Genomic DNA, 23,696 nt, shown 5'->3' on the forward strand with positions numbered 1-23,696 from the left:
TAGTCGGTCCGGAGGGCTTTCCAAAGGCCATGCGGAGGGACCACAACCTCCCCAGCGAGAACGCGACACCGACTGCAGCGGCCGTCTCGAATCGCGAAGTGCCCCGCCAATCCCGGCGTGTGCTGAACATCCCAATGACGCTTGAGGACCAACACCATGACTGCAGAACGTCCGACCGATCCGAACCAACCGACAGATAAGGGCCAGCCTGAACCCGCGGAAAATGCCCTCCCCGACGTCGCGCCGGAAACGGGTGAAACGGGCAATCAAATACTGCCAAGACCCGTTTCGCCCGTTTTGTCGAGCCCAACCGAAGCGCCACCGCTCTACCTTTCAATAGAGAAGGACTTCGCCGACGACGTCTATACGCCCGCCCCCGCTGCAAATCCGGTGGTGAGCGCGCTCAAAGCGAACGGCCTTTACATCGAGGATGCTGGCGACGGATTTCACCGGGTGACATGTCCTTGGGCTTCAGAGCATCCTTCGGAGGTTCAAGCTCAAGCGGGATATCTGGAACCCTGCTTTGGACACCCAATCGGCCTGTTCCGTTGCACCCACAATCATTCAGAAAAGCGCGACGCGGAAAGCCTGATCGATCACCTTGGCATTACGCCAGAGGTCGCCCGCGCAAAGGCCGTCATCTACATGCAGACTGGTGAAACACACCGTGCTGCGGCCGCGTCAGAACGAGTGCTGGCGGCGGACGGCAGCTACTTCGACGCGCGAGGCCCGATCGTCCGCATCATCAAGCCCTCACCGAATGACATTTCGACCGAACTCGTCAACGACCAGACCGTCAGCGCCTTCCTCGCGTCGAAGATCGACTATTATCGGAAGGCCAAGAGCAACCAGTGGGAGCGTTGCGACCCACCCGCCAGCATAATTCAAAGTCTGCGGTACAATCAGGATCGACACCACCTCCAGCCTCTGACCGGCTTGTCCCGGCAGCCCTTCTATGGGGCAGATGGGATCCTGGTGTCCAAGGCAGGTTACGACGAAGCGACCGGAACTTATGCAGGGTTTGACGAGGCCGATTACAATCTAGTAAATCCGACAAGAGAGGATGCCGAACGTGAGCTTACCTACATAAAATGGCTTCTGCGGGAGTTTCAGTTCGCCACTAAAGCCGACCAAGCTGCCGCCCTCGCCGCGATCCTCACCGCCGCCGTAAGAGCATCCCTTCCGCTGGCCCCAGCCATCAACATCAACGCCCCTCGCTCCGGTGGCGGGAAAAGCTTTCTAGCAGCGCTGATCGCGTTGGCAGCTGCTGCTGGCGAGCCTTACAACACGAGCTATCCGACTACGCCCGAAGAAGCAGCCAAGGTACTGTTGGCGATGCTGCTCGAGAAACCCGCTGTGGTGCTGTTTGATGACATGCAGGTACAAACGGGTTGGAAGTCGCTCGGACCCATGAACAAGGCGCTGACGAGCACCAGCATCACTGAGCGCGTGCTCAGCAGAAGCCGAACCGCCACCGCGCGCACCAACGTGCTCTTCATGGGCACCGGCAACAACGTAGAACCCGGCCAAGATATGCGCCGCCGCGTGCTGTCGATCCGTCTTGCCCCACGGAGTGAGACACCCACGCTTCAGCAGTACTCGTTTAATCCTGTGGCCCACGTTCGGAAAAGGCGATCACATATCGTCCAGGCCGCCCTCACCATTATCGAGGCTCACCGTCTGGCCGGTAGACCGGTTTCCGACGTCCCATCGATCGGCAGTTTTGAGGAATGGTCATTGACCTGCCGGCAACCGCTCCTGTGGCTCGGCGAGCCGGACCCTGCAACGAGCCTGATCCAGCAAGTCCAGGACGACTCAGATCAGGACACGCTGGGCGAATTTCTGCAGCACTGGTCCCGGCTATTTCGCGATGACCCCATGATGGTGCGTGAGGTGGTCCCGTATGCCGCCAGAGACGCCCGATTTGCCGACGTGCTGGAGGAGATCGGCGTGATGGACGGCTCCACCGTTAATACGAAGAGACTCGGCTGGTACCTCAAACTGAATCGGAGCCGCTGGGCTAATAGTCTGAGGATCGAGTCAGGCCCGAATTCGCAGCGCAATACGTGGCGGGTCATCGCTGACTAGGTGTCGGTGATCGCGTCGCCGACGCCCGACAACCGGCCCGCTAAAACAGGTGAAAGAGGCGGCCTGTTTTGCCGGTTTTGATGGCCCGCTCGCCGCCACCGCCGACGCAGAACGCGAGCCCCTGAGGCCCGCTCCGGGCATCCCATAGCCCGGCTATCCGACCACCCCAGCCCCCGCCCAGGCGGGCCACCCTGGGGCAACGCGGGCCCATCCCGCTCCAGGCTTCCTACTCCACCGCAAACCGCCCCCCGCTGCGCCCCTGCTGGCACCGCGTGATGGCGCTCGTCCGAACCCAACCCATAACAAGGAAACTCACTATGCCCAAAGCTCACCTGACTCAGGCTTTCGTCGCCAACGCCGGCTGCGAGGTCGGAAAGAAGAAAACCGATTGGTATGACACTGTTATTTCGGGCTTTATCCTGGAACGTCGCGCCAATGGAAAAGGCACTTACCACATTCGCTACACCGATCTGAGCGGCCGTCAGCGGCAGTACAAGATCGGCGGTGTCGATGACGTCACCTGCGCCGCAGCCCGCAAAAAGGCGCAAGAACTTCGGTCAGAAGTGGTGATGGGTGGCGACCCTGGCGCAAAGAAGGCGTTGGCCAGATCAATTCCCTTCTACGGCGAGTTGGCGGAGCGGCACCTCGCCTTCGCCAAGGTCCACCTAAAGTCATACGCCGATCAGGAAGCCTCAATGCGAAACCACATCGTTCCACGGTGGGGAAAGACTCGCTTGACGGACATGACCAGTCAGTCCGTCGGCTTGTGGCTGAGCGAAAAGCGCAAGGCCGGTCTGGCCCCGGCGTCGGTGGAGAAGTTGAGGGTCATCCTAGGCCGATCATTTGTGCTGGGGGCCGGTTGGGACGTACCGGGCACGGAGAGAAACCCGACACGGGGCATTCCACGTAAGCCGCTAGCGAACGGTCGCGAACGCTTCTTGTCAGCCGAGGAAGCGAGCCGGTTGAGGGAGGCGGTGGCGGCGTCGCAGAACCCACAACTTCAGCACATCGTCGGCCTGCTCCTCCTCACCGGAGCAAGGCTACGGGAGTTGCTGGACGCCAAGTGGGAGAACGTGGATATCAAACGTCAGTCGTGGCTGATCCCGACCAGCAAGACCGGCAAGCCGCGCCACGTGCCGCTCTCGACGGCCGCGCTGGCGATCATCGAACAGTTGCCGCGCTTCAAGGACTGCCCGTGGCTTGTGCCCAACCCTGAAACCCGCCTCCCCTTCGTGTCCATAAAGCACGGCTGGCAGCGGGCGATCAGGGAGGCCAGGCTGCCGGGTCTTCGGCTCCATGACCTGCGCCACTCAGCGGCGTCGTTCATGGTCAACTCCGGCGTTGATCTCTTCGCCGTCGGTAAGGTGCTGGGTCACGCCAGTTACCAATCAACTCAGCGCTACTCGCATTTGGCTAATGACACGTTGCTGAAGGCCGTAGAGGCCGGAGCGGCAAAGCAGATCACCTAAACCTCACTCCCGCCCCGCGCGCTGGCTTCGGCTAGTTCGTGGGGCGGAATCTATTATTTTTTTGCCCGAGTAGGCCGAGAGATGTCTCCTCGCCAGGATTTGGACCCTATTTGCCGCCAGCTTTCTTATGCTCTCTGATAGCCTTCTCGAGCTTGCGCTGGAGCGAAGCTACCTCTGCCCACTGATTCATTTCCTCGGCCTTATCAATATAGGCTCGTTTGGCTTGTGGTTCTGGCTCGGCATCCGCAAGCGCCTGCATTCGCTTCGCCTCGGCCCTGAAAAGTCGCACACCCACACAATACCTCAACTGTTCGGATTAGACCGCGCGCGCTCAGTAGCGCGGATTGTATCCAGAACCGTAGGATGAGCTGCGCGACGAGGATGAACCCCAACTGGAGCTACGCGAGCTCGAAGATGAAGAGCCGTAAGACGAGCCATAGGCTGTTCTAGGTGCGGTATAAGACGGCGTCGAACCGTAGCTAGGTGACCGTGTCCCAGCGCGTCCGGTATATGGATTGACGTTCGGCCGCGTCGTCCAGTTGTCATTTACGGTGCTGTTCGGATTTGTTCGGTGGTGAGGGGCGACATACGTCCCGTTGGATCGATAGTGCCCATTCACACCAACCTGGGCCGACGCCGAGGTTGCGATGAGCGCGGCAAACGTCGTGATGAAGATTGTTTTCAGCGTCATTGGCGGCTCTCCAGATTATATAAACGCTGTCGCATCAAATGCTGGGGCTCGCAACCTGTGATTAGCGACGCTTCTGGATTGGCACCATCCCGTCCGTTCTCACGGACGCTCGGCCGCGACCGTTCCCGAAAAGCGACCACGTCTCTAGTTGCCGCCTTGCGGGGCGCCTCGTGACCTAAGCAGATTGCCGAGGGTTTGGCCGTTCAACCGACACGTTGCGATAACCCGGTCGTGCGAGTTGACTCGACCGCTACGGCCCCTTGTGGCGACGCAGTTGACCTGACGTCCCCGCGTCAGACGTGTCAGAATTTCATGACCTCGCCGACCATCTGGCTCGCGAAGTTCCGGCGCGTCAAAATCGGCCAGGCGGACTTCGATCCATTCATTGGGGTCAGCAGTCCGACCGACACACAGGCTGTCGCCGTCTCCGACATACCGGACCGTCCCGGCGAACACCTCGCCAGGTCTTGTCGGAAGCCGTCCCTCGCATGGATCTGCGCGAACTGCTGATACCGCCAGCAACGAGAGACCCACAGTAGCAAACACGATCCGGAGCATCCGCCGAACCTGACAGCCGTTGGTTTAGGATTTGTATGCTTTGCCAGAAGCCGATGCGCGCGGTGTAAGCGCTTAGGGAAATGCCTTCACAACGTGTAGCGAGCCAGCAGACGACGGCGTCAGTATCTCGGTCGCAGGGCCTTTTAACGTCAGCCAGTCCAGACCGGCCGGAGGCGGAAGCACGACGATCTGCCGATCATGGTAGGGCGACACGTCAGGTCCGGGCTCCGTGGTCAGCATGGCCCAACCGCCGTCTTTCACTATCCCGGTGATCCAGAACCAGCTGTCGCCTACCATAGAGAACGACCACTTCGTCTTCCGATTCTGTCCAGGCTCAGCATCCGTGAATTCGTAGAAGGCCGACGCCGGGATCAGACACCGAGCGGTGTTGCTGAAATCTCGCCCGTCGCTTCGGAAGTTGAACACCGGACGACCTTGCGGAGATCGCCACGACCACCGCATCGAAGTCAGCAGCGGGCCTTCATCCCACGTCACGATCGAGGCTGTGTCGCCGATCTTTATGTCGTCGTTCGGCTCGATGTTCGGGATCGCGCCACCGTCAAAGCGAAGCGGGAAAGCCGTCTGGCTGAAGGCATCGGCGATCTGCGACGCAGGAACGTGTGAAGCATAGTTGTTGCACACCGTGCGCCTCCTATTCGAAGGCCTCGATCATGGTGGTGACGGCTTCGCGCTGCTTCTCGTTCAAGCTGGACCAGGCTCTGATCAAGCGGGCGCTTCCGGGGTGATCGCCGCGATCCTCTCCGACAAGCTCGGCCACGTCACACTTCAGCGCCTTGGCGGCGAGCACGAGTTTCGACGCGGCGATCCGGTTCCTGCCGCCCTCGTATTTCTGCACCTGCTGGAAGGTGACGCCGATCGCGTCCCCCAACCGACGCTGTGTCATTCCAACCGCTTCACGCCGGTCTCCGATGGCCTTGCCAATGGCGACGTCCAGCTGCTTTTCGTGTTCGCTCATGGCTTGGACTAACTGCGCAATAACGCGGTTTCGCAAGTGGATTTGTTCAACCGAACTGGATGCTCCGTCCACAGGTCATCATCAAGACGCCTTTCCACACAAGGTAATGTTCTGCATATGTTCTCGTCATGGGCGCTAAGGCATACAGAGGGGACGAAACCACCGGCTTTCAGAGTCCTGCCCAGGATCACGTTGAAGCCGTCCCTGACCTTGCCGAGCTATTGGAGCTGAGACGCCCACAGCGCTACGCCGTGCGGGTGAAGGGTGACGGCCTGCGGAAGCGCGGCATCCACTCCGGCGACATCTTGGTGGTCAACACCGACGGGGAGCCCAAGTCCGGCAAGGTCTGCGTCGCCTTCGTTCACGGTGACGTTGTCTTGGCGATCCTGACCGAGAAGGATGGCGAGTGGTGGCTAGAGCCATCCAACTACGCGCCCCAGCCGATCAGCGAGGACACCGAGGTGTGGGCCATGATCGCCGCCTTGGTGCGAACAGACGTCTGATGTTCGGGCTGATCGACGGCAACAATTTCTATGTCTCGTGCGAACGGGCTTTCGATCCGACGCTGAGGGGCAAGCCGGTCATCGTGCTCTCCAACAACGACGGCTGCGCCATAGCCCGATCAGCAGAGGCCAAGGCGCTCGGGATCAAGATGGGCGAGGTCTGGCACCTGTCGAAACGAAGGCCTGAGTTCCGCAACGTCATCGCCAAATCGTCCAACTACGCGCTCTATGGGGACATGAGCCGGCGGGTGTTTGAGGTGCTGTCAGAGCATTTTCAGCGCGTGGAGCCCTACTCCATCGACGAGATGTTCCTGGACCTGACTCAGTTCGCGCGGGTGGACTACTGCCGGCGTGTCCGCGACCGGGTTCGACAGATCGCCAAGATCCCCACCTGCGTCGGTATCGGCCCGACCAAAACGCTCGCCAAGCTGGCCAACAAACACGCCAAGGGCACGGACATCGGCGTGTCCGATTTCAGCGATTTAGAAACCCGTCGTCAGGCCTTCACCGAAATGCCTATCTCAGAAATCTGGGGCGTCGGCGGAGCGTCGCAGGCCAAGCTGAACGGGCTCGGCATCTTCACGGTGGATCAGTTCGCCAGCCTGCCCTCGGCGTCGATCAGGAAGCTGATGACCGTCACCGGCCAGCGAACCCATGCAGAACTCAATGGGGTGTCCTGCATGCCTCTGACGCTGGCTCCGGCGAAGAAGCAGACGGTGTCCGTCACTCGCATGTTCGGACGCCCTGTAGAGACCTGGGAAGACATGAGGGAAGCGCTTACTGCTCATGCGTCAAGAGCCGCTGAAAAGTGCCGGACACACGGTCTGGCCGCCACGGCGATGCAGGTGTTCTTTCACACCAACCCGCACTCGGGCGAACCTTGGTACAACGGCCAGCGGTCGTTTGAGATTGAGCCGACCAACGACAGCTTTGCCATCATCCGTCAGGCCGTCCGCGCGGGCCGTTCGATGTGGAGACCATGCCTTCGCTACGCCAAGTGTGGGGTGATCCTGCTGGACCTTCAGGCCGTGGCTGAAGCGACTTCCAACTTGCTGCCGACGAGCGACCCTGTGCGTTCAGAGAGGCTGATGGCGGCGTTGGATGCTGTAAACGCGCGCTTTGGCCGAGGCACCGTACGCCCAGGCGGGATCAGCAAGACAACTGCTTGGTCCACCAGAGCTAACAATCGGTCGCCCCGCTACACGACACGGTTTAGCGATCTAATGGAAGCAAGCACCTAAGACCCGAGGACCGGCATGTGCTGTGAGCCCCCCTCGATCTTATTAGCTACGGTCAGTAGCGCGGTTTGTATCCAGGCCTCCCCCGTCATCGAGACAGCCCGCTCGGCCTTTCATTTCTGGCCGAGCTCGGCGTCGGTGAACTTGTAGAAAGCCGACGCCGGGATCAGACACCGCGTGGGGCTGCCGAAATCTCGCCCATCGCTTCGGAAGCTAGAGTCTTAGTCGGCTAGCAGACTTGCCCGCCCCCATTGAGCGAAGGCCTTAGCGTTGTCGAACCCAGGCTCTTCGAGCAGGGCGGGATTGCAGACCTCGTCTTTCATCGCTTCGGCGATGGACTCCGGGAAAATGGCTTCCCAAGGCTCAATCTCTGAAGAACCAAACTCATTCGATCCGTCGAGCTTGTAGGCGGCAAACGCCAAACGCCTCATGCGATTAGCCGAGCAATCGGCCTCATAATGCATCAAAGTGTAGTCGTAACCGAGTTCTCTTACTTTCACGACGCGGACGAACCAAGCTCGGTAATAGGCTCCAACTTTCGTCCGAGAATTATTGTTCAAACCAGTTATGTGGTCGGTTCCATCGATCACATAGATCCATGACGATTGAGCTTGAGCCTCAGTAGCACAAGCCATCACAGCTACGGCAAAAAATACAAGTGCCCGCATCACAACACTAAAACGAACCACAATTATAACTCGAATTCAAACAAGAAAGTTGATTAGTTTCACGACTCGTCCGATACATTCGACGTACAGATTTTTGATAATTGTGTTTGATAAGGTTTTTATCTTCTGCAGCGAAATAAAGGTTGATTATCTCTGCGCCCTAGAGGTTTTTATTTCAAAAAGGTCGTACCATTCTGAACCTCCGCTTGTTGCTCTAGCCGTTCTAGCCCCGCTCGCACCCCACGCCGTCACCATCTCGATCAAGGTGAGGCCCGTATCCAGGATCACCTCGTCTTACCGGCGTCGCTCCGGCCGCCCTAGCCGCAGAGCAGTTTGCGAACGCCCTGCCGCCAGAAGGTGCCGAGCTGAAACCCTGGCGACTAGAGGGCGCTGATCTACTTCCGCCTCCGCGATGGCAATGATAGCCACCGTTGCGGCGATCGTTGTGGCAACCCTCGGCATTCAAGCCGCCGGAGTGAGCGATGGCAGCCATGGGCCAAACTGAGCAGGCTAAGCCAGCCAAACTTAGTAGGGCACTAGCGGCCTTATTGAGCCTTCGAGACATCCCACCGGAACTGATAGACGTCGCTGTTGAACGAGACGGTTAGAAGAGCGTCCAAGGACCCCTCGCTTGGGATCGCCACCCGGTCCGTGACGACCTGCCCCCCAAAGGACGTTTCTGGATCGATGGTGGTGGTCTGAAGAATCTGACCCTGTAGAGCGGCTAGCGTGCCGTCGAGGTTGTCGTTGATCTGCTTCATTGTGAGAGCTGTACCAGCGACAGCCGCCCCAGCGACCGCCGCCTGCGCCAGGTGATCGGTCGCTTGATACGTGTAGACCCCGCGTGGCGTCGTCATCGTGCTTGTGTAAGTCGGACCCTGTGTTGCCGCATACGCAGACGCAGCACCTGCTACGGCCATAGCGACCATCGCGATCGTGGCGTCGTTTTTCGCCATTCGCTCAAGCTCTGCATGGGTAAAAATGCGAAGGGGCGCACCACCAGCCGTGGCAGTCATGTTTTCGACGCCCAGGGTCGCGGATTCTTTGCCGTTGTTGAACGCTGCAACGCCAAAGACTAGGCGACCCTTCTCATTCACCCCTAGGGGCGTGACCTGCACGGAGCCGTTGCGGCCTTCGGCAAAGGTCGTTGCCTGGCCGGACACATAACGAATTGTCTGGCCTTCAGCTGCGACAGGCTTGACGGAGTAGCTTGTTGCGCAAGCGGACACGGCAAGAGAAGCGCACACCACGGGCGCGAGAAGCTTATTCAAGAGATCCCCCAAGATCGGTAAGCGGCGGGACCCTCTGTCCCGGCAGGACCGCGATCTAGCACAGCCTTAGCGTGAGTCTAGCACAATGATTGGGGGATAAATGGCGACCCAACCCCTTGCGGGAAAAGCTGGGTAGGCTGCTGAGCCGCCGGTCCACTGAGGGTGAACGCTAGGAAACTAACCACAGCCACAACGTGTGTCTACGTGAGACGCACTCTTCACGGTTTCTCGTTAATTTCACTGCGAGACAGCTATGGATATAGCTTGAACCCCCTTCATATGATCGCGGCATGATGTACGAAACACCAATCTCTCTCACGATCGAAGGCATCGTGTACGTTCTGACCAACGAGGCCATGCCGGGCATCGTCAAGATCGGCAGAACCTCCGGTGATACGGTTGAACGACGTGTCGCCGAGTTGAGCCGAGCCACCGGTGTGCCCCTGCCTTTCCGCGTTGCTGTAGCGAGACGAGTGCATGACGCCGTGAAGGTCGAGAAGGCTCTCCACATCGCGTTCGGTCGCGAAAGGGTGAATCCTGCTCGTGAGTTTTTCTCGGTGGAGCCGTTCCGGCTGATTGAACTACTCAACGCATTTCCAGGCACCGATCTGACACCGGAAGCCGAGGCTGCGGCAGAGCGTGAGGTAAAGAAGGACGAGCCTCGCGCCTATGAAGCCGAACGGAGCTTCGAACAGAAGAAGCGCAGGCCCCCTCTCAATTTCGAGGAAATGGGCTTGGCGATCGGATCTGAACTGATCCACGTCGAGACTGGCGACGTGATCGAAATCGTCGAGGCCAAGAAAGTTCGTTTGAGGGACGAGGTTGTATCGCTCACCCGAGCTCAGCAGATTGTTTCGGGCGCACCGTATGCAGTTCAGCCTGGTCGTTACTGGAAGGCTGCCGATGGACGCACAATATCCGAGCACTACGAAGCAACTTACCCCCACGACGACGATGCCGATGTGTGAGGCCAGGCCAAGCTCTTACACAAAGCTGAGCGTCAGATTTGGGCGGCAATGCCAAAGGCTGTAATCGACCCGTAGAGGCCCCACAACGCCTTTTGCGGCGGGCCACAAGGTAGACGGCGGACAGCTTGGACTAGTCCCGATTCGCCTGCTCTACACGCTTCATCCGGATCAGAAGCAAGTTGTGGCGTCAGAACGATCCTCAAGGAAGAACTGTAAACAGCGGGTTTCCGGCCCAGTTGGCGTTCCTACTTGATAGTCGTTGATTTCGCGCCTTTCATTGGTGAGTCGCACGAGGCCGATCACTCTGCCTTGATCGCGAGTCAACAGCAGGGCGGCTTCGTTCCCACCACAGTTGTGGGGCTCGCAGACCCACCCATACAGATACTCGTCTCCGTTCACGCGCACATTTCTAACCTCCGCAGCGGTCCCGCTCAGCGATCTAACCCAAGGACGGCCCTGAATTGGAAGGCTGGCCGTCTGCTGACGCCAGAGGGAGTATGCCGCAGGATAATTGGTAGGGACGTTGAAGGTGTACCCCCGCGCCGACACCAACGTCGGGCGTGGCTGCAGAGCCGGTGGAGCGCTGTTTGCAGGAGAAGAGACAGGAGAAGCCGGTGGATGGTTGACGATGACCGTGACAGTGCCCGGCAGAGCCAAGTTCTCTCTGACCTGATAGGTTATCGACACATCCCCTATCGTTGCGTCGCACGTGACTTGGGAAAGAGACGCGTCTCGCCCCGCGAAGGTGATGGAGCTTACGGTGCCCTTATATTTGCTCGTTTCGGAAGTGAGTGCCGCCATGGTCGCCTGATGTGAGCAGGCAGCCGGAAGGCCGTCCCGCAGTAGTGCTGCCACTGTCGAAACTTCCGGCGCTTGATCGCAGTTGGCTAGAAAAGCGGCAGTGCCGATAATCAGGTATTTCCGCACGGCAGATTCTCCAATGAGTTGCAGCGGCGTAGCCTGCATAGCTTGAAGCATTGCACTCACTCAGGTCCGCTTTCCACCCATTGCAGACATTGAAAGTGTCGGCTTACGGTAGACTTGGAGTGTCGATCCGTCTGGGGTTCGGCCAGCGCCTAGAGGGGAGCCCCACATGACCGATCAGCCGACACCCTCGCTTCTCGACATGACCGTCGGGATCGTAGCCAACTACGTGTCCAACAATGACCTTCCGCCCGAGCGGATCGGAGACCTGATCTATTCCACTCATGCTGCCCTTGCGAACGTCGGCCAGCCTGAACCGGAAGCGGTCGAAATCTACGCTCGTGCAAGTGCTGGCCAGATCCGGAAGTCGATCACCGACGAAGGTTTGGTCAGTTTCTTGGACGGCCGAACCTACAAGTCGCTGAAGCGTCACTTGTCGACCAACGGGCTCACGCCTGATGAATACCGCGATCGCTACGGGCTAGCGTCTGACTACCCGATGGTCTCGCCCGCCTACTCAGCCCGTCGGTCTGAGTTGGCAAAGTCGATTGGACTTGGCGCGAAAGGGCGCAAATTTACGCCTTCTGCGGCTGGCTCGAAGCCGTCCCCGAAGCGCGACCGCTCACCGAAGTGAGCTTCCGGTCCGTTGGGCCTTGCAGGTATGGCGCAGGTCGAAATTTGAAGTCCGACTGAGCTAACGATCGTAACTTAGGAAGCGCCCAAGCTGAACACTCGGCCCAGAATGGGTAGTGTGTGGGTAAGGGCCTTTTGCCGTCAGCGAAATGGTGCCAGAAGCCATGCGCTGGCTGAATTTGACGGATTTGCTTCCGTCGAATTCGTAATGATGGGGTCAGGTGTTCGAGTCACCTAAGCGGCACCACCACTTCCAGCAGGATCGGACGACGGAAGCGGGCGAAAGCGCGCAAATCCCAGTCTATATCGAGTTCCCACGCCAGAGTGCCTCTAGCCTTGGTGGGTCATTCGTAATGCGGGGGTCGCGTGTTCGAGTCACGCAAGCGGCACCACCTTTCCAGAGCAGCGCTAGCTTTAACGCCCGGCCGGGATAAGCCGGAAGGTGCTTCCGCTGGGGAGTTGCTTGGGTATGCGGTGGGAGGGCTTTGGGCCGCTATCTTTGAAGATGAGGTTTGTGAGAGCATTCTGAAGCGGATACTCGCGGACCGGTTGCGCCCGCTTGGGGAGGCCGGCTAACTGCTGGCGACGAGGGGGACTACCAGTTGGCTGACGGCTTTTTCGAGAATCCGATTCTGAACTCCCCTTACAAGGAGCCGGACCGGCATCACGCGCTCGACGATAAGGGGCAGCCTCTCAACTTACCGCCGATCGACGGCCGGCGTCGCTCTGAGCTCATCTCCCCGGTCCCAGCAGCCAAGAAGCAGAGCAAGAAGGCCAAACAGGAAGACCTGTTCAGCCAGGAGGACGAAGAGGGGCAAGCCTACACCCTCCAGAACATCAACGAGATTCGGACTCACGTCTCGAACTGGCGTCGTCTGCCGAACCCCCAAGACTGGGGCGTCTCGCCCGTTACCCAGCGCCTTCTCCAGTTCTGGCGTCACCATAACTTCGAGACGGTGCGTCCGTTCTTCTGTCAGCTCGAAGCGGTCGAGACGGCCATCTGGCTGACCGAGGTCGCACCGCGCCAGAAGCAGCACGCACCGATCTGGCGCAATATCGAGCAGGCCAACAAGTCCGCCAATCCAGACCTGATGCGCATGGCGCTGAAGCTGGCGACCGGCGCCGGTAAGACCACGGTCATGGCCATGCTTATCGCGTGGCAGACCCTCAACGCCGTCCGGGTGCCCAACAGCGACCGTTTCAGCCGCGCCTTCCTGATCGTGGCTCCGGGCATCACCATTCGGGATCGGCTTCAGATCCTGCTGCCCAGTCACCCGGACAACTACTACGCCCGTCGGGAACTCGTCCCCCAGGACCTTCTGGCGGACATGGGCAAAGCCAAGGTCGTGCTGACCAACTACCACGTGTTCAAGCGCAAGGAGACGATGGAGCTGAGCAAGGTCGGGCGCGCCTTCCTGCAGGGACGTGGCGAGCCGGTCCAGACGCTAGAGACAGAAGGCGCCATGCTGAAGCGCGCCTGCGGCGAACTGCTCGGCTTCAAGAACGTCGTGGTGATTAACGACGAAGCGCACCACTGCTATCGCGAACGACCGGATGGCGACGCCGAGACGCCGGTCACCGCCGAGGAGCGAGAGGAAGCCAAGCGCAATACCGAGGCGGCGCGCCTCTGGATTTCCGGCCTGGAAGCGCTAAAGCGCAAGGTCGGCGTGCAGATGGTCTATGACCTTTCCGCCACGCCCTTCTTCCTGCGAGGCTCCGGCTATCGGGAAGGGACGCTGTTCCCCTGGACGGTATCCGACTTCTCGCTGATGGACGCCATCGAGTGCGGGATCGTGAAGCTTCCGCGCATCCCGGTCGCTGACAACGCCGTGACGGGCGACGCCCCCATCTATCGCGAGCTGTGGGAGCATATCGGTAAGCGGATGCCCAAGAAGGGCGCAGGCAAGTCGGGCGACCTGGACCCACTGGCGGCGACCTTCCCGGCCGAACTCCAGACGGCGCTCTACGCCCTCTACAGCCACTATGTGAAGACCTTCGACGAGTGGGAGAAAGCAGGACTGGAGACGCCGCCGGTCTTCATCGTCGTCTGCAACAACACCGCGACGTCCAAGCTGGTCTATGAGTGGATTTCGGGCTTCGAGCGGCCCGATGAGGATGGCGAGATGCGGTTCCGCCACGCCGGTCACCTTGAGCTGTTCCGCAACTACGACCAGCATGGCAACCGCCTGACGCGATTCAACACCCTGCTGGTAGACTCCGAGGCGCTCGAGGCGGGCGAGGCTCTGGACGCAAGCTACCGCGACTTGATGGGTTCGGAGATCGAGCAGTTCAAACGCGAACTGATCGAACGCACCGGTGACCAGCGCGCTGGCGAAGGACTGACCGACACGGACGTTTTGCGCGAGGTCATGAACACGGTGGGCCGCAAGGGGCGTCTGGGCGAGCAAATTCGCTGCGTGGTCTCGGTGTCAATGCTTACCGAAGGCTGGGACGCCAATACGGTCACCCACATCATGGGCGTGCGCGCCTTCGGGACCCAACTTCTTTGCGAACAGGTCGTAGGCCGGGGCCTCCGTCGCCAGTCCTACGACTTGAACGCCCAAGGTCTGTTTGATGTGGAGTATGCCGACATCCTCGGCATTCCGTTCAACTTCACCGCCGAGCCTGTGGTCGCCAAGGTCAAGAAGCCGGCGAAGTCCACGCGGGTCCAGGCGGTCAAAGAGCGGTTGGTCGACAAGCCTGAGCTAGAAATCATCTTCCCGCGCGTCGAGGGTTACCGCTACGACCTGCCGGATGAACGGATCACAGCCGAGTTTACGGACGACAGCCGGCTCGAACTGAATCCCGGCAATGTCGGCCCGTCGATCGTGCAAAACGAGGGGATCGTCGGTGAAGGCGTCGAACTGACGCCCGAGATCATCGAGTCCACCCGGCCCAGCGAGCTGTCCTACCACATCGCCAAGCGGCTGCTGTTCACCCGCTATCGCGACGAGGGGCAGGACCCGCCGATGAACCTGTTCGGCGATCTCCAGCGGATCGCGCGGCGCTGGATCAGCGAGGGCTACCTGACGGCCAAGGGCGTACCGATCGGGGCGATCCGCTATCCGGAGCTGGAAGGCAAGGCGGCTGAACTGATCTTCTTGGCCTGCCAGCGAGGTGTTCAGGGAGAGAAGCGGATCAAGGCGATCCTGGACGCCTACAACCCGCGTGGATCGACCCGCTTCGTCAACTTCAACACGACCAAGGGCGTTTGGACGACCGAGCCGGATCGCAGCCATGTCAGCCATGTCGTCCTCGACAGCGACTGGGAGGCGGAACTGGCCAGAGTGCTGGAGCGCCATCCGCGCGTTATCGCCTATGTGAAAAACCAGGGCATGCAGTTCGAGGTGCCTTATCGCGATGGCGCCGTGCCGCGCCGTTACGTCCCCGACTTCATCGTGCGCATCGACGACGGCGGCGACGAACCGCTCAATCTGATCTTGGAGACCAAGGGCTATCGGGGCGTCGACGCGCAGCTCAAGGCCGAAACGATGAAGACGCTTTGGGTTCCGGGTGTGAACGGCCTGGGCACTCAGGGGCGCTGGGCGTTCGAGGAGTTCCGCGACATATACGCTGCGCAGGATCAGTTCGATGTGCTCGTCGGGCGCATGCAAAAGCCATGACCGAGGTCATCTTCGGAACGCTGGAGGACGTCGCCGTGCGCGCGGCGTGGACGCACGAGGCGACCGTGTTCACCCCGTGGCTGGCGTCAAACCTCGACCGCCTAGGTCGAGAGCTTGGTCTCGAGTTGCAACTGGAAGGGCAGGAGGTCCGTGTGGGGCGCTTCGCGGCCGACATTCTGGCGCGCGACGTCCGGACGAACGACCGCGTTCTGATCGAGAACCAGCTCGAGGAAGGCGACCATCGGCATCTTGGCCAGATACTGACCTATTTGACGGGCTTGGACGCCAAGACGGTCGTCTGGGTCGCGCCAGCGTTTCGCGACGAGCATCTTTCGGCGGTTCGCTGGCTGAACCAACACGCTAGCGACGGAGCCAGCTTCTTCGCCGTCAAGCTGAGGGTCGTCAGGATCGGAGACTCGGCGTTCGCGCCCCTGTTCGAGGTGCTGGAACGGCCGAACGACTGGGATCGCCGCCTTCAGGAAGTCGCCAATGAGGTGGCCGAGCAATCGCCCGCCAGCGCGCGCCGACAGGCGTTTTGGGATCATGCCGTTCAGCGGCATCCCGGCTCAGGGCTGACCCCCGCCTCGTCACCGGGGCGTTGGGTTCCGACGGGGGTCGCCGATGTCGTCATCTCGGCCTGGGTAGGCGAACACAGTGTCGGCGTGTTCTTGCGCGGCGGGCGCGGTCGGGGCGAGGCCACTTTGGAGCAGGTGCTCATTCCCAACGCCGCTGCACTCGCGGCTCGCTTGGGTGTGGGATTGGGCGAAGCGGCATATCCCTTCGCCTCGCGCCTGGAAATCGATTTGGCGGACCGTTCCACTTGGGATCGAGCGACGGATTGGCTAGCCGAGCGGATCGCACTTTATGCCGCCGCTGTCCGGCATGTTCTGGAGGGCCTGTCGTGAGCGGAGCGAGAGACGCCGTCATAAAGCCCGACGCGCACGCGATGGCCGCTGCGATGTCACGCCTTCAGGACTGGGAAGTCGCCTTGCGCGGTTCAGCCGGGCATCGCGAGGCGGAACGCCTGCGAGACGCCGTCGTCGATCCGGCGGAGGCGGACGCGGAGAAGGTTTGGCGGGTGGTCTGGGACAAGCCGCTCTACGCAGCTACGCGCGTTAAGGCTGCCGAGAACAACATCGCCATGCTGGAACCGCACATGGCAGGCGCCTGGGCCCGCATCGGCCTGGATGCGACGGTGATGCAGCTGTCCTTTGAGGGGCGCCAAGACCGAAAAGACTTCTATCGCGGCGAAGGCGACCTGTTCGACAAGGCGCGCGTGCGCCCCATCGTGGCTATGCATCGCTTGTTTCGAATTCAGAGCGCCGCCCAGCTTCTGCGGGATTGGGTCTCGGTTGACCGCGAACGGCCCGCGCGCCATCTCCGGTCCGTGCCGCTTTCACGGCTGGTACCAAAGCTTCAGGGAGAGCTGGGGCGGGGATGGGGCCACATCACGGTCCTACATCTGCTCACCGATCTCGGGCTGGCGGTCAAACCAGATCTCCACCTGGCGGCGTCGGTCCGCGAACTGGGTCTGTGCGATGAAAAGGTTGGGCGCGTCCCGACATTGGAGCAGGCGATTCAGATCAATGAAGCTGTCTCCGCTCTGTCAGATGTTTTCGGCGCGGGCCCGCGAGCGCTCCGCTACACAGACAAGATACTGATGGAGGCCTCGCGTCAGCGGCTTTTCATCTCGCGCCAGAACACTCAAACAAGGGAAGCCGCTTGATGGCCCGTCCGCCCAAAGGCCCCAAACAGGTTTCGACCCTGGTTCACGACGATGCGACGCGGAAGAATATTCCGACGGCGGAGTTGCAGTCGACGGCCGAGTATCTGGAGGAGATGAATCCGGCCCAGCCGGTGGCTTATCCGCGCGCGCGACCGTTGGCGGAGGGCGAGCGGCGCGAGCGGGACGAGGACCTGGACCCCCAGATCGTCTGGAACGGCGCGCGCATCCGGCTGACGAAGGCGCAAGTTCAGCAACTGGCCGCGACCGGCGAGGTCGAACTGGGCGACGCGCAACTGGTCTGGCGCGGCAAGGACACCCAGGATTGGTCGGACCTGATCGTCCAGACGCCGCCGCTGTATATCCAGGAGAAGATCCACCCCAAGGCGATCATCGACGACCTGAAGCGACGGTCGGAGGCGGCGAAGGGCGAGGCGGCCCAGCCCGACACCATCGACCTGTTCGCCGACTTCAACGGCATCGACGCTGAGGCGAAGACCGAATTCTATCAGCACGACCAACACTGGTCGAACCGGATGATTCTAGGCGACAGCCTTCAGGTCATGGCGTCCCTGGCCGAGCGGGAGCGTCTGGCCGGTAAGGTGCAGTGCATCTATTTCGACCCGCCCTACGGCATCAAGTTCAACTCGAACTGGCAGGTCTCGACCCAAAGCCGCGACGTCAAGGACGGCAAACAGACCGACATCAGTCGAGAGCCGGAACAGGTGAAGGCCTTTCGCGACACCTGGAAGGACGGCATCCACTCCTACCTCACCTATCTGCGCGACCGGCTGACGGTGATGCGGGAGTTGTTGCACGAGACGGGGTCAGTGTTCGTGCAGATCAGCGACGAGAATGTCCATCGCGTGCGAGCGGTTATGGACGAAGTCTTTGGAAATGAGAATTTTATTGCTGAAATTCTGGCAAAGAAAAAAGGCAGCCAAACAAGCAATACCATAAACGCTGTAAATGATTACATTATTTTTTATGCAAAGAATGCTCAAAGAATAAAATTCCGACCAATATGGGATGTTAGAGAAGACGGAGAAATATTCGATGATTTCCCATATGTAGAGCTGAATTCTGGAGAAAGGCTTTCAATCGGCGCTCTGTCTGAACGTGACGGTATCGACTACCGAAACGACTATCTGAGCTTCCGTCAGCGCCACCCTTCGGCCCGAGCTTACGGCCTCAATCCGCTTAAGAGCGGCGGCCATCGTCGGAACCAGTCACATCCCTTCCATTATGAGGGCCGCATCTTCCCGATTACGGCGGGAAATTGCTGGAAGCATACTGTTGTTGAGGACGACGATGCGACGCCGGGTATGACGCGGTTAGGCTTGGCGGGACGATTGGCTCCGCTAGACCGGGATGTCCGCTTCATTCGGTTTTCGCCGTCTCCCTCCATCAAACAGATATCTAACTGGTGGGACGGCATCGGAGGCGCTGCATCGCCAGTTTATGTGGTGCAAACAAACGTCGAGCTTGTGAAGCGATGTTTGCTGATGACGACTGATCCGGGCGACTTAGTGCTCGATCCCACCTGTGGATCAGGGACCACGGCTTACGTCGCCGAGCATTGGGGCCGCCGCTGGATCACCATGGATACCAGCCGCGTCGCCTTGGCCTTGGCCCGGACCCGGCTGATGAGCGCGCGATATCCATATTACTTGATGGCTGACAGTCCGGAGGGCCGGAAAAAGGAACAGGAGGTTTCGGGCGTCGCCCAGCCCATGACGAATGCTCAAGGCGATATCCGCCAAGGGTTTGTCTACGAGCGTGCCAAGACGGTTACGTCGGGAGCGGTCGCAAACAACGCCGAGATCGACGTGATCTGGGAGCAGTGGCAGGCGAAGCTGGAGCCTCTGCGCGAGGCGTTGAACCGCCAGACGGGGCGCACTTACGAAGAGTGGGAAATCCCTCGCGAGGCGCAGATCGGCTGGGACGACCCCGCCATCACGCTACACCGCGACTGGTGGAACGCCCGCATCGCCCGGCAGAAGGAGATCGACGCCAGCATCGCCAAGCGCGCCGATGTCGAACTGCTCTATGACCGGCCCTATGAGGACAAGGCCAGGGTGCGGGTCGCCGGGCCATTCACGGTCGAGAGCCTGTCGCCGCACCGCGTGGTGCCCTCGGACGCCGACGCCGCCTGGGACGAGGTTCAGGCCAGCGAGGGCAAGCGCCGCCGCAACCTGGCCAGCGCCCCGCCCGCCGATTTCGCCCAGATCGTGCTGGAGAACCTGAAGACCAGTGGCGTGCAGCAGGGGGCGAAGGCCGACCGGATCGAATTCACCAGCCTGACCCCATGGCCCGGCGAATACATCGCCGCTGAGGGTCGGTTCCTGGAAGGGCCTGAGGGCGAACAGGTCGAGCGCCGCGCCGCCATCTTCATCGGCCCGGAGTTCGGCACCACCAGCCGCCCCGACCTGACCGCCGCCGCCCGCGAGGCGACCGACGCCCGCTTCGATGTCATGATCGCCGCCGCCTTCAACTTCGAGGCCCATGCGTCGGAGCTGAACCGCCTCGGCCCGCTGCCAATCCTGCGCGCCAAGATCAATCCTGACCTGCATATGGCAGGGGAGCTGAAGAACACCGGCAAGGGCAACCTGTTCATCGTCTTCGGCGAGCCCGACGTCGAGATCGAGACAGTGGCCGGCGACCAGCTTCAGGTGAAGGTGCTGGGCGTGGACGTGTTCGACCCCAACACCGGCGACATCCGCAGTGGCGACACCAAGTCGATCGCCGCCTGGTTCATCGACACCGACTATGACGAGGAAAGCTTCTTCGTTCGCCACGCCTACTTCCTGGGTGCCAACGATCCCTACAAGTCGTTGAAGACCGCGCTGAAGGCCGAGATCGACGAGATCGCCTGGTCGACGCTGTATCGCGACGTGTCGCGGCCGTTCGACCGGCCGAGCAGCGGCCGGATCGCGGTGAAGGTGATCAACCACTTCGGCGACGAGGTGATGAAGGTGTTCAGGGTGTGAGTAAGATTGAACTTGTCACTCCTCGTGTATGGGCCACCATCACGAAAGCAGCGCGGGCTGCGAAAGAGCCCTCCATGGCGGCAGTCGCCTACTTTGGAAGGGGTGGGCATGAGCTGCTTCCTCTTCGAGCAGGTAGCTTCCTAGTTGTTGACGCAACGATTCCAACCGTCAGATCCGGAGCAACTCACCCGTCATCACTGGCCGAGCTTAGGAAAGCCGGCGTCCATATTTTTAGCGCGCGAAAGCTCCACGCGAAGATGTTCGCATTCGATCGAAGCGCGTTCGTGGGCTCTGCAAACGTCTCCATCAATTCGCGTGACCACCTTATTGAGGCGATCGTAAAATTCGACGGGAAAACACGCTTGGAGGCAGTCCGGGCTGCCGTAAGGGCGCTGTGCATAACTGAGATGTCTCTCGATGATCTCCAGTTTCTCTCTTCCAAATACCGACCGCCAAAAATTCCGCCAGCAGAGGGTGCCCAACAGTCAAAGCTACAAACTCTAGTTATGGAACTCACCCTCGAACAAGGTAAGGGGCGAGAAAGTCAAGTTCAGCCGCCTCGACCGGTATGGGAAAGCTATTTTGGCTTAGATTATGATCAGGTTTCGCTTCCAAGTTTCACATTAGTCAATGAGAATGACCCGTCCAATGTCGCGGTTCAAAGGTCCGTCGTGCGTCATCACCACAATTTGACGATTGAAGTAACGGACGCCCACCCGCCAAGGCCAGCGATTTTGCAGATGCGAAGGCGAGCAAAGAATTTTTTCAGCTATAAGGTGATACGACCAAACGATCCGAACTTCGCCGAGCTTCGAGCTATGTTGAAAGCAGCGCCAAATCCATTGTGGACTTCTGGCCGATCGTGGATCGTAATCTAGGTGGACTTCCGCCTCGCCGCTAGCTTCACCGACGCCCTCGCCCGCCTGCCGGCGCAAGACCAGAAGGCAGTGAAGGTCAGCGTCATGGACCTGCAGCTCGACCCGTCTGCGCCGGGGTTGCAGATGCATCGGATCGACAAGTCCAAGGATCCAAACTTCTGGTCGGCCCGGGTCAATCGCGACATCCGCCTGATCTTGCACAAAACAGGCGCGAGCCTCTTGGTCGCCTATGTCGATCATCACGATGAAGCCTACGCTTGGGCCGAGCGGCGGCGGATCGAAACCCACCCGCGCACGGGCGCTGTTCAGATCGTCGAGAGTCTGGAGCGGGTCGAGGAGGCTCAGCCTGATCTGGCACGTATGTGGGCGGAACCCGAACCCGCCATCGCGACCGTGCATGAAGCGCCGGCGCGGTTCCTGTTCGATGGTCTGGACGATGAGGTGCTTCTGGCCGTCGGCGTGCCGGCCGACTGGACCGCGCCGGTGCGCCGCACCACCGAGGACGCCTTCTTCGACCTGGTGCAGCACCTGCCCGGGGAGGCTGCCGAGGCGCTGTTGGAATACGCCTCGACCGGTCGGTTCAAGCCGCCCGAGCCGCAGCTCGAACCAGTTTCTCCTGATCCATATCAGCATCCGGACGCCCGTCGCCGTTTCGTCGCCTTCGAGAATGCGGACGAACTGGCCACCGCTTTGGATGCGCCTTGGGACAAATGGTCGGTATTCCTGCACCCCTCGCAGCGCGCGGTGGTCGAGCGTCGATACAACGGCCCGGCCCGGGTAGCGGGATCGGCTGGAACGGGCAAGACGGTCGTCGCCCTGCACCGCGCCGTGAAGGCCGCGCGAGCGGATGCCGATGCACGCGTCCTGCTGACGACTTTCTCCGAGCCTTTGGCCCGCCATCTCGAAGCCAAGCTGGCCGTGCTGATGGGACCCGATCGGTCAGTCGCCCCACGGATCACTGTCGCCTCATTCCAAGCCCTGGCGATGGAGCTGTTCCAACTCGCCTTCGGCCGCAAGCCGAGGATCGCTTCAGAGCAGCAGGTCGAGGCCGCGTTGGCGGAGGCGGCTGCCGAACTAGGCCTGAAGGGATTCTCAACCCGCTTCTTGCTGGTAGAATGGTCTCAGGTCATCGACCCGCGCGAAGTCAAATCTGCGGACGACTATGACGTCGTCCCGCGCCTTGGCCGCAAGAGCCGTTTGGGTTCCCGCCAGCGGCAAGCTCTTTGGCCTATATTTGAGAGTGCGCGCGGCAAGCTGACGGAGCAGGCCCTGCTGACCTGGCCCATGGCGTTTAACCGCTTGGCTGACCACTATGCCGATCGAGCCGACAAGCCGTTCGGCCATGTCGTTGTCGACGAGGCGCAGGACTTGGGTGTCGCGGAGTTGCGGCTGATGTGCGCGATCGTGCCGCCGGAGGGCGCGGATCGGCTGTTCTTCGCCGGTGATCTGGGCCAGCGCATCTTCCAGCAGCCTTACTCCTGGAGGGACCTGGGCGCCGACATTCGTGGCCGCTCGACCACGCTCAAGGTCAACTACCGCACCTCACAGCAAATACGGGAGGCAGCCGACGCGCTCTTGCCGCCGGTGCTGCGCGATGTGGATGGACGAGACGAGGACCGGCGCGGCACGATCTCAGTCTTCGACGGCCCGGCACCGGAAATCCGGCTGTTCCGCTCGGAACAGGAAGAGCAATCGGCTGTCGCCGAGCACCTCCAGTCTGCGCTGGCAGCCGGCGTTACCGCCGAACAAGTCGGGGTCTTTGTCCGCTCGCGTCAGGAGCTGACGCGTGCTCGCGAAGCCGTGGCTGCAGCCGGCCTAGCCTGTATCGAAATCTCCGACAGGCAAGCACACATCGAGGGCCGCATCTCGATAGGAACCATGCATCTGGCGAAGGGTCTGGAGTTTCGTTGGGTGATCGTCATGGCCTGTGACGATGACGTACTGCCACTTCCCGAGCGCATCGACTCAATCGTCGAGGCCTCAGACCTGGATGACGTCTACGAAACCGAGCGCTATCTGCTTTACGTCGCTGCGACACGCGCGCGAGATCGACTACTTGTAACAGGCCTAGCGCCGGGGTCGGAATTTCTCACTGACCTTCACGCCTCGACGGCGATCTAAGCCGGCTGTGCCGGGTCGCTCGCCGCGAAGCCGCAGGAAGTGTGCCAAGGGGGTGCGTCTAGCGCCCTAGCAGCTGGATCGTCATCGGCGACCATTGCCGGCGAATTGACGAAGTAGCCCTGCCGGATCCTGCCCAGCGCCTCGGCAACTTGGCAAAACTCGATCACGTCCAGGCGGCGTTCCCCCCGCTCCACCTTTGACACGAAGCTCTGAGGCTTCCCCAGCCGCTCAGCGAGCTCGACCTGAGTGATGCCGGCCGCCCTCCGCACTGAGGCGATGAAGGCGATGAAATCCTGATGCCGTTGCGTGAAGATCGATGACGGCAACCCGAAAACCTTCACCTACCGGAGCCTCGGCGGGCAGTCAGAGCGCCA

19 protein-coding genes are annotated in these 23,696 nt (G+C 60.7%); 12 read left to right on the forward strand and 7 right to left on the reverse strand.

The features are described from left to right. Positions 1-156: 156 nt before the first annotated feature. Together BLR19_RS09850 and BLR19_RS09855 are read left to right on the forward strand one after the other, a co-directional pair. Positions 157-2,088, forward strand: a complete 1,932-nt coding sequence (locus tag BLR19_RS09850; protein ID WP_143007356.1) for a hypothetical protein — start codon at positions 157-159, stop codon at positions 2,086-2,088. A 317-nt stretch (positions 2,089-2,405) separates the two neighbouring features. Then, complete coding sequence (locus tag BLR19_RS09855; RefSeq protein WP_176758323.1) at positions 2,406-3,557, forward strand: site-specific integrase; 1,152 nt, start codon at positions 2,406-2,408, stop codon at positions 3,555-3,557. 1,321 nt (positions 3,558-4,878) lie between these two features. Here BLR19_RS09855 and BLR19_RS09865 read toward each other — a convergent pair. Next, complete coding sequence (locus BLR19_RS09865; protein WP_091750207.1) at positions 4,879-5,448, reverse strand: SOS response-associated peptidase family protein; 570 nt, start codon at positions 5,446-5,448, stop codon at positions 4,879-4,881. Between the two features lie 10 nt (positions 5,449-5,458). Beyond that, positions 5,459-5,782 (reverse strand): helix-turn-helix domain-containing protein, encoded by a 324-nt coding sequence (locus tag BLR19_RS09870; protein WP_091750209.1) that lies wholly within the window; start codon positions 5,780-5,782, stop codon positions 5,459-5,461. 128 nt (positions 5,783-5,910) lie between these two features. On the opposite strand from BLR19_RS09870, the gene BLR19_RS09875 reads away from it, so the two are divergent. Beyond that, a complete protein-coding gene (locus BLR19_RS09875; protein WP_091750212.1) occupies positions 5,911-6,285 on the forward strand; it encodes a LexA family protein in 375 nt (124 codons plus the stop codon). Then, on the forward strand, positions 6,285-7,526 hold the full coding sequence (locus BLR19_RS09880) for a Y-family DNA polymerase (RefSeq protein WP_091750215.1): 1,242 nt from the start codon (positions 6,285-6,287) through the stop codon (positions 7,524-7,526). Before BLR19_RS09875 ends, BLR19_RS09880 begins: the two co-directional genes overlap by 1 nt. A gap of 218 nt (positions 7,527-7,744) precedes the next feature. Here BLR19_RS09880 and BLR19_RS14660 read toward each other — a convergent pair whose 3' ends face one another. The 3 genes from BLR19_RS14660 to BLR19_RS09895 all read right to left on the reverse strand — a co-directional run bounded on the left by BLR19_RS14660 (position 7,745) and on the right by BLR19_RS09895 (position 9,462). Further along, complete coding sequence (locus BLR19_RS14660) at positions 7,745-8,212, reverse strand: surface-adhesin E family protein (RefSeq protein WP_143007357.1); 468 nt, start codon at positions 8,210-8,212, stop codon at positions 7,745-7,747. A gap of 202 nt (positions 8,213-8,414) precedes the next feature. Then, positions 8,415-8,756, reverse strand: a complete 342-nt coding sequence (locus tag BLR19_RS15085; protein WP_091750221.1) for an excalibur calcium-binding domain-containing protein — start codon at positions 8,754-8,756, stop codon at positions 8,415-8,417. After that, complete coding sequence (locus BLR19_RS09895; RefSeq protein WP_143007358.1) at positions 8,737-9,462, reverse strand: hypothetical protein; 726 nt, start codon at positions 9,460-9,462, stop codon at positions 8,737-8,739. Before BLR19_RS09895 ends, BLR19_RS15085 begins: the two co-directional genes overlap by 20 nt. A 290-nt stretch (positions 9,463-9,752) precedes the next feature. Here BLR19_RS09895 and BLR19_RS09900 point away from each other — a divergent pair, with 290 nt between their 5' ends. After that, positions 9,753-10,430, forward strand: a complete 678-nt coding sequence (locus tag BLR19_RS09900; RefSeq protein ID WP_091750227.1) for a GIY-YIG nuclease family protein — start codon at positions 9,753-9,755, stop codon at positions 10,428-10,430. Positions 10,431-10,598: 168 nt separating this feature from the next. On the opposite strand, the gene BLR19_RS15090 is transcribed toward BLR19_RS09900, so the two are convergent. After that, a complete protein-coding gene (locus tag BLR19_RS15090) occupies positions 10,599-11,408 on the reverse strand; it encodes an Ivy family c-type lysozyme inhibitor (protein ID WP_091750229.1) in 810 nt (269 codons plus the stop codon). A gap of 115 nt (positions 11,409-11,523) precedes the next feature. On the opposite strand from BLR19_RS15090, the gene BLR19_RS09910 reads away from it, so the two are divergent. The 7 genes from BLR19_RS09910 to BLR19_RS09935 all read left to right on the forward strand — a co-directional run bounded on the left by BLR19_RS09910 (position 11,524) and on the right by BLR19_RS09935 (position 23,322). Continuing rightward, positions 11,524-11,988: a Ros/MucR family transcriptional regulator gene (locus BLR19_RS09910; RefSeq protein ID WP_091750232.1), complete on the forward strand. Its 465-nt coding sequence runs from the start codon at positions 11,524-11,526 to the stop codon at positions 11,986-11,988. A gap of 601 nt (positions 11,989-12,589) precedes the next feature. Beyond that, entirely contained in the window at positions 12,590-15,610 is a 3,021-nt protein-coding gene (locus BLR19_RS09915) for a BPTD_3080 family restriction endonuclease (protein ID WP_091750234.1), read from the forward strand. After that, entirely contained in the window at positions 15,607-16,515 is a 909-nt protein-coding gene (locus tag BLR19_RS09920) for a hypothetical protein (protein WP_091750236.1), read from the forward strand. The genes BLR19_RS09915 and BLR19_RS09920 overlap by 4 nt, the downstream gene beginning before the upstream one ends. Before the next feature lie 41 nt (positions 16,516-16,556). Beyond that, on the forward strand, positions 16,557-17,336 hold the full coding sequence (locus BLR19_RS09925; protein WP_143007359.1) for a hypothetical protein: 780 nt from the start codon (positions 16,557-16,559) through the stop codon (positions 17,334-17,336). Further along, positions 17,336-20,323, forward strand: a complete 2,988-nt coding sequence (locus BLR19_RS09930; protein WP_091750242.1) for a site-specific DNA-methyltransferase — start codon at positions 17,336-17,338, stop codon at positions 20,321-20,323. Before BLR19_RS09925 ends, BLR19_RS09930 begins: the two co-directional genes overlap by 1 nt. A gap of 74 nt (positions 20,324-20,397) precedes the next feature. Continuing rightward, positions 20,398-21,201, forward strand: coding sequence for a phospholipase D family protein (locus tag BLR19_RS14665; RefSeq protein WP_143007360.1), 804 nt, complete (start codon positions 20,398-20,400; stop codon positions 21,199-21,201). After that, entirely contained in the window at positions 21,202-23,322 is a 2,121-nt protein-coding gene (locus tag BLR19_RS09935) for a 3'-5' exonuclease (RefSeq protein ID WP_091750245.1), read from the forward strand. On the opposite strand, the gene BLR19_RS09940 is transcribed toward BLR19_RS09935, so the two are convergent. Further along, on the reverse strand, positions 23,319-23,648 hold the full coding sequence (locus BLR19_RS09940; RefSeq protein ID WP_091750485.1) for a helix-turn-helix domain-containing protein: 330 nt from the start codon (positions 23,646-23,648) through the stop codon (positions 23,319-23,321). The genes BLR19_RS09935 and BLR19_RS09940 overlap by 4 nt on opposite strands. Positions 23,649-23,696 lie beyond the last annotated feature (48 nt).

It is taken from the genome of Brevundimonas sp. 374 (genome assembly GCF_900102995.1).
Taxonomy (GTDB): Bacteria; Pseudomonadota; Alphaproteobacteria; order Caulobacterales; family Caulobacteraceae; genus Brevundimonas; species Brevundimonas vesicularis_C.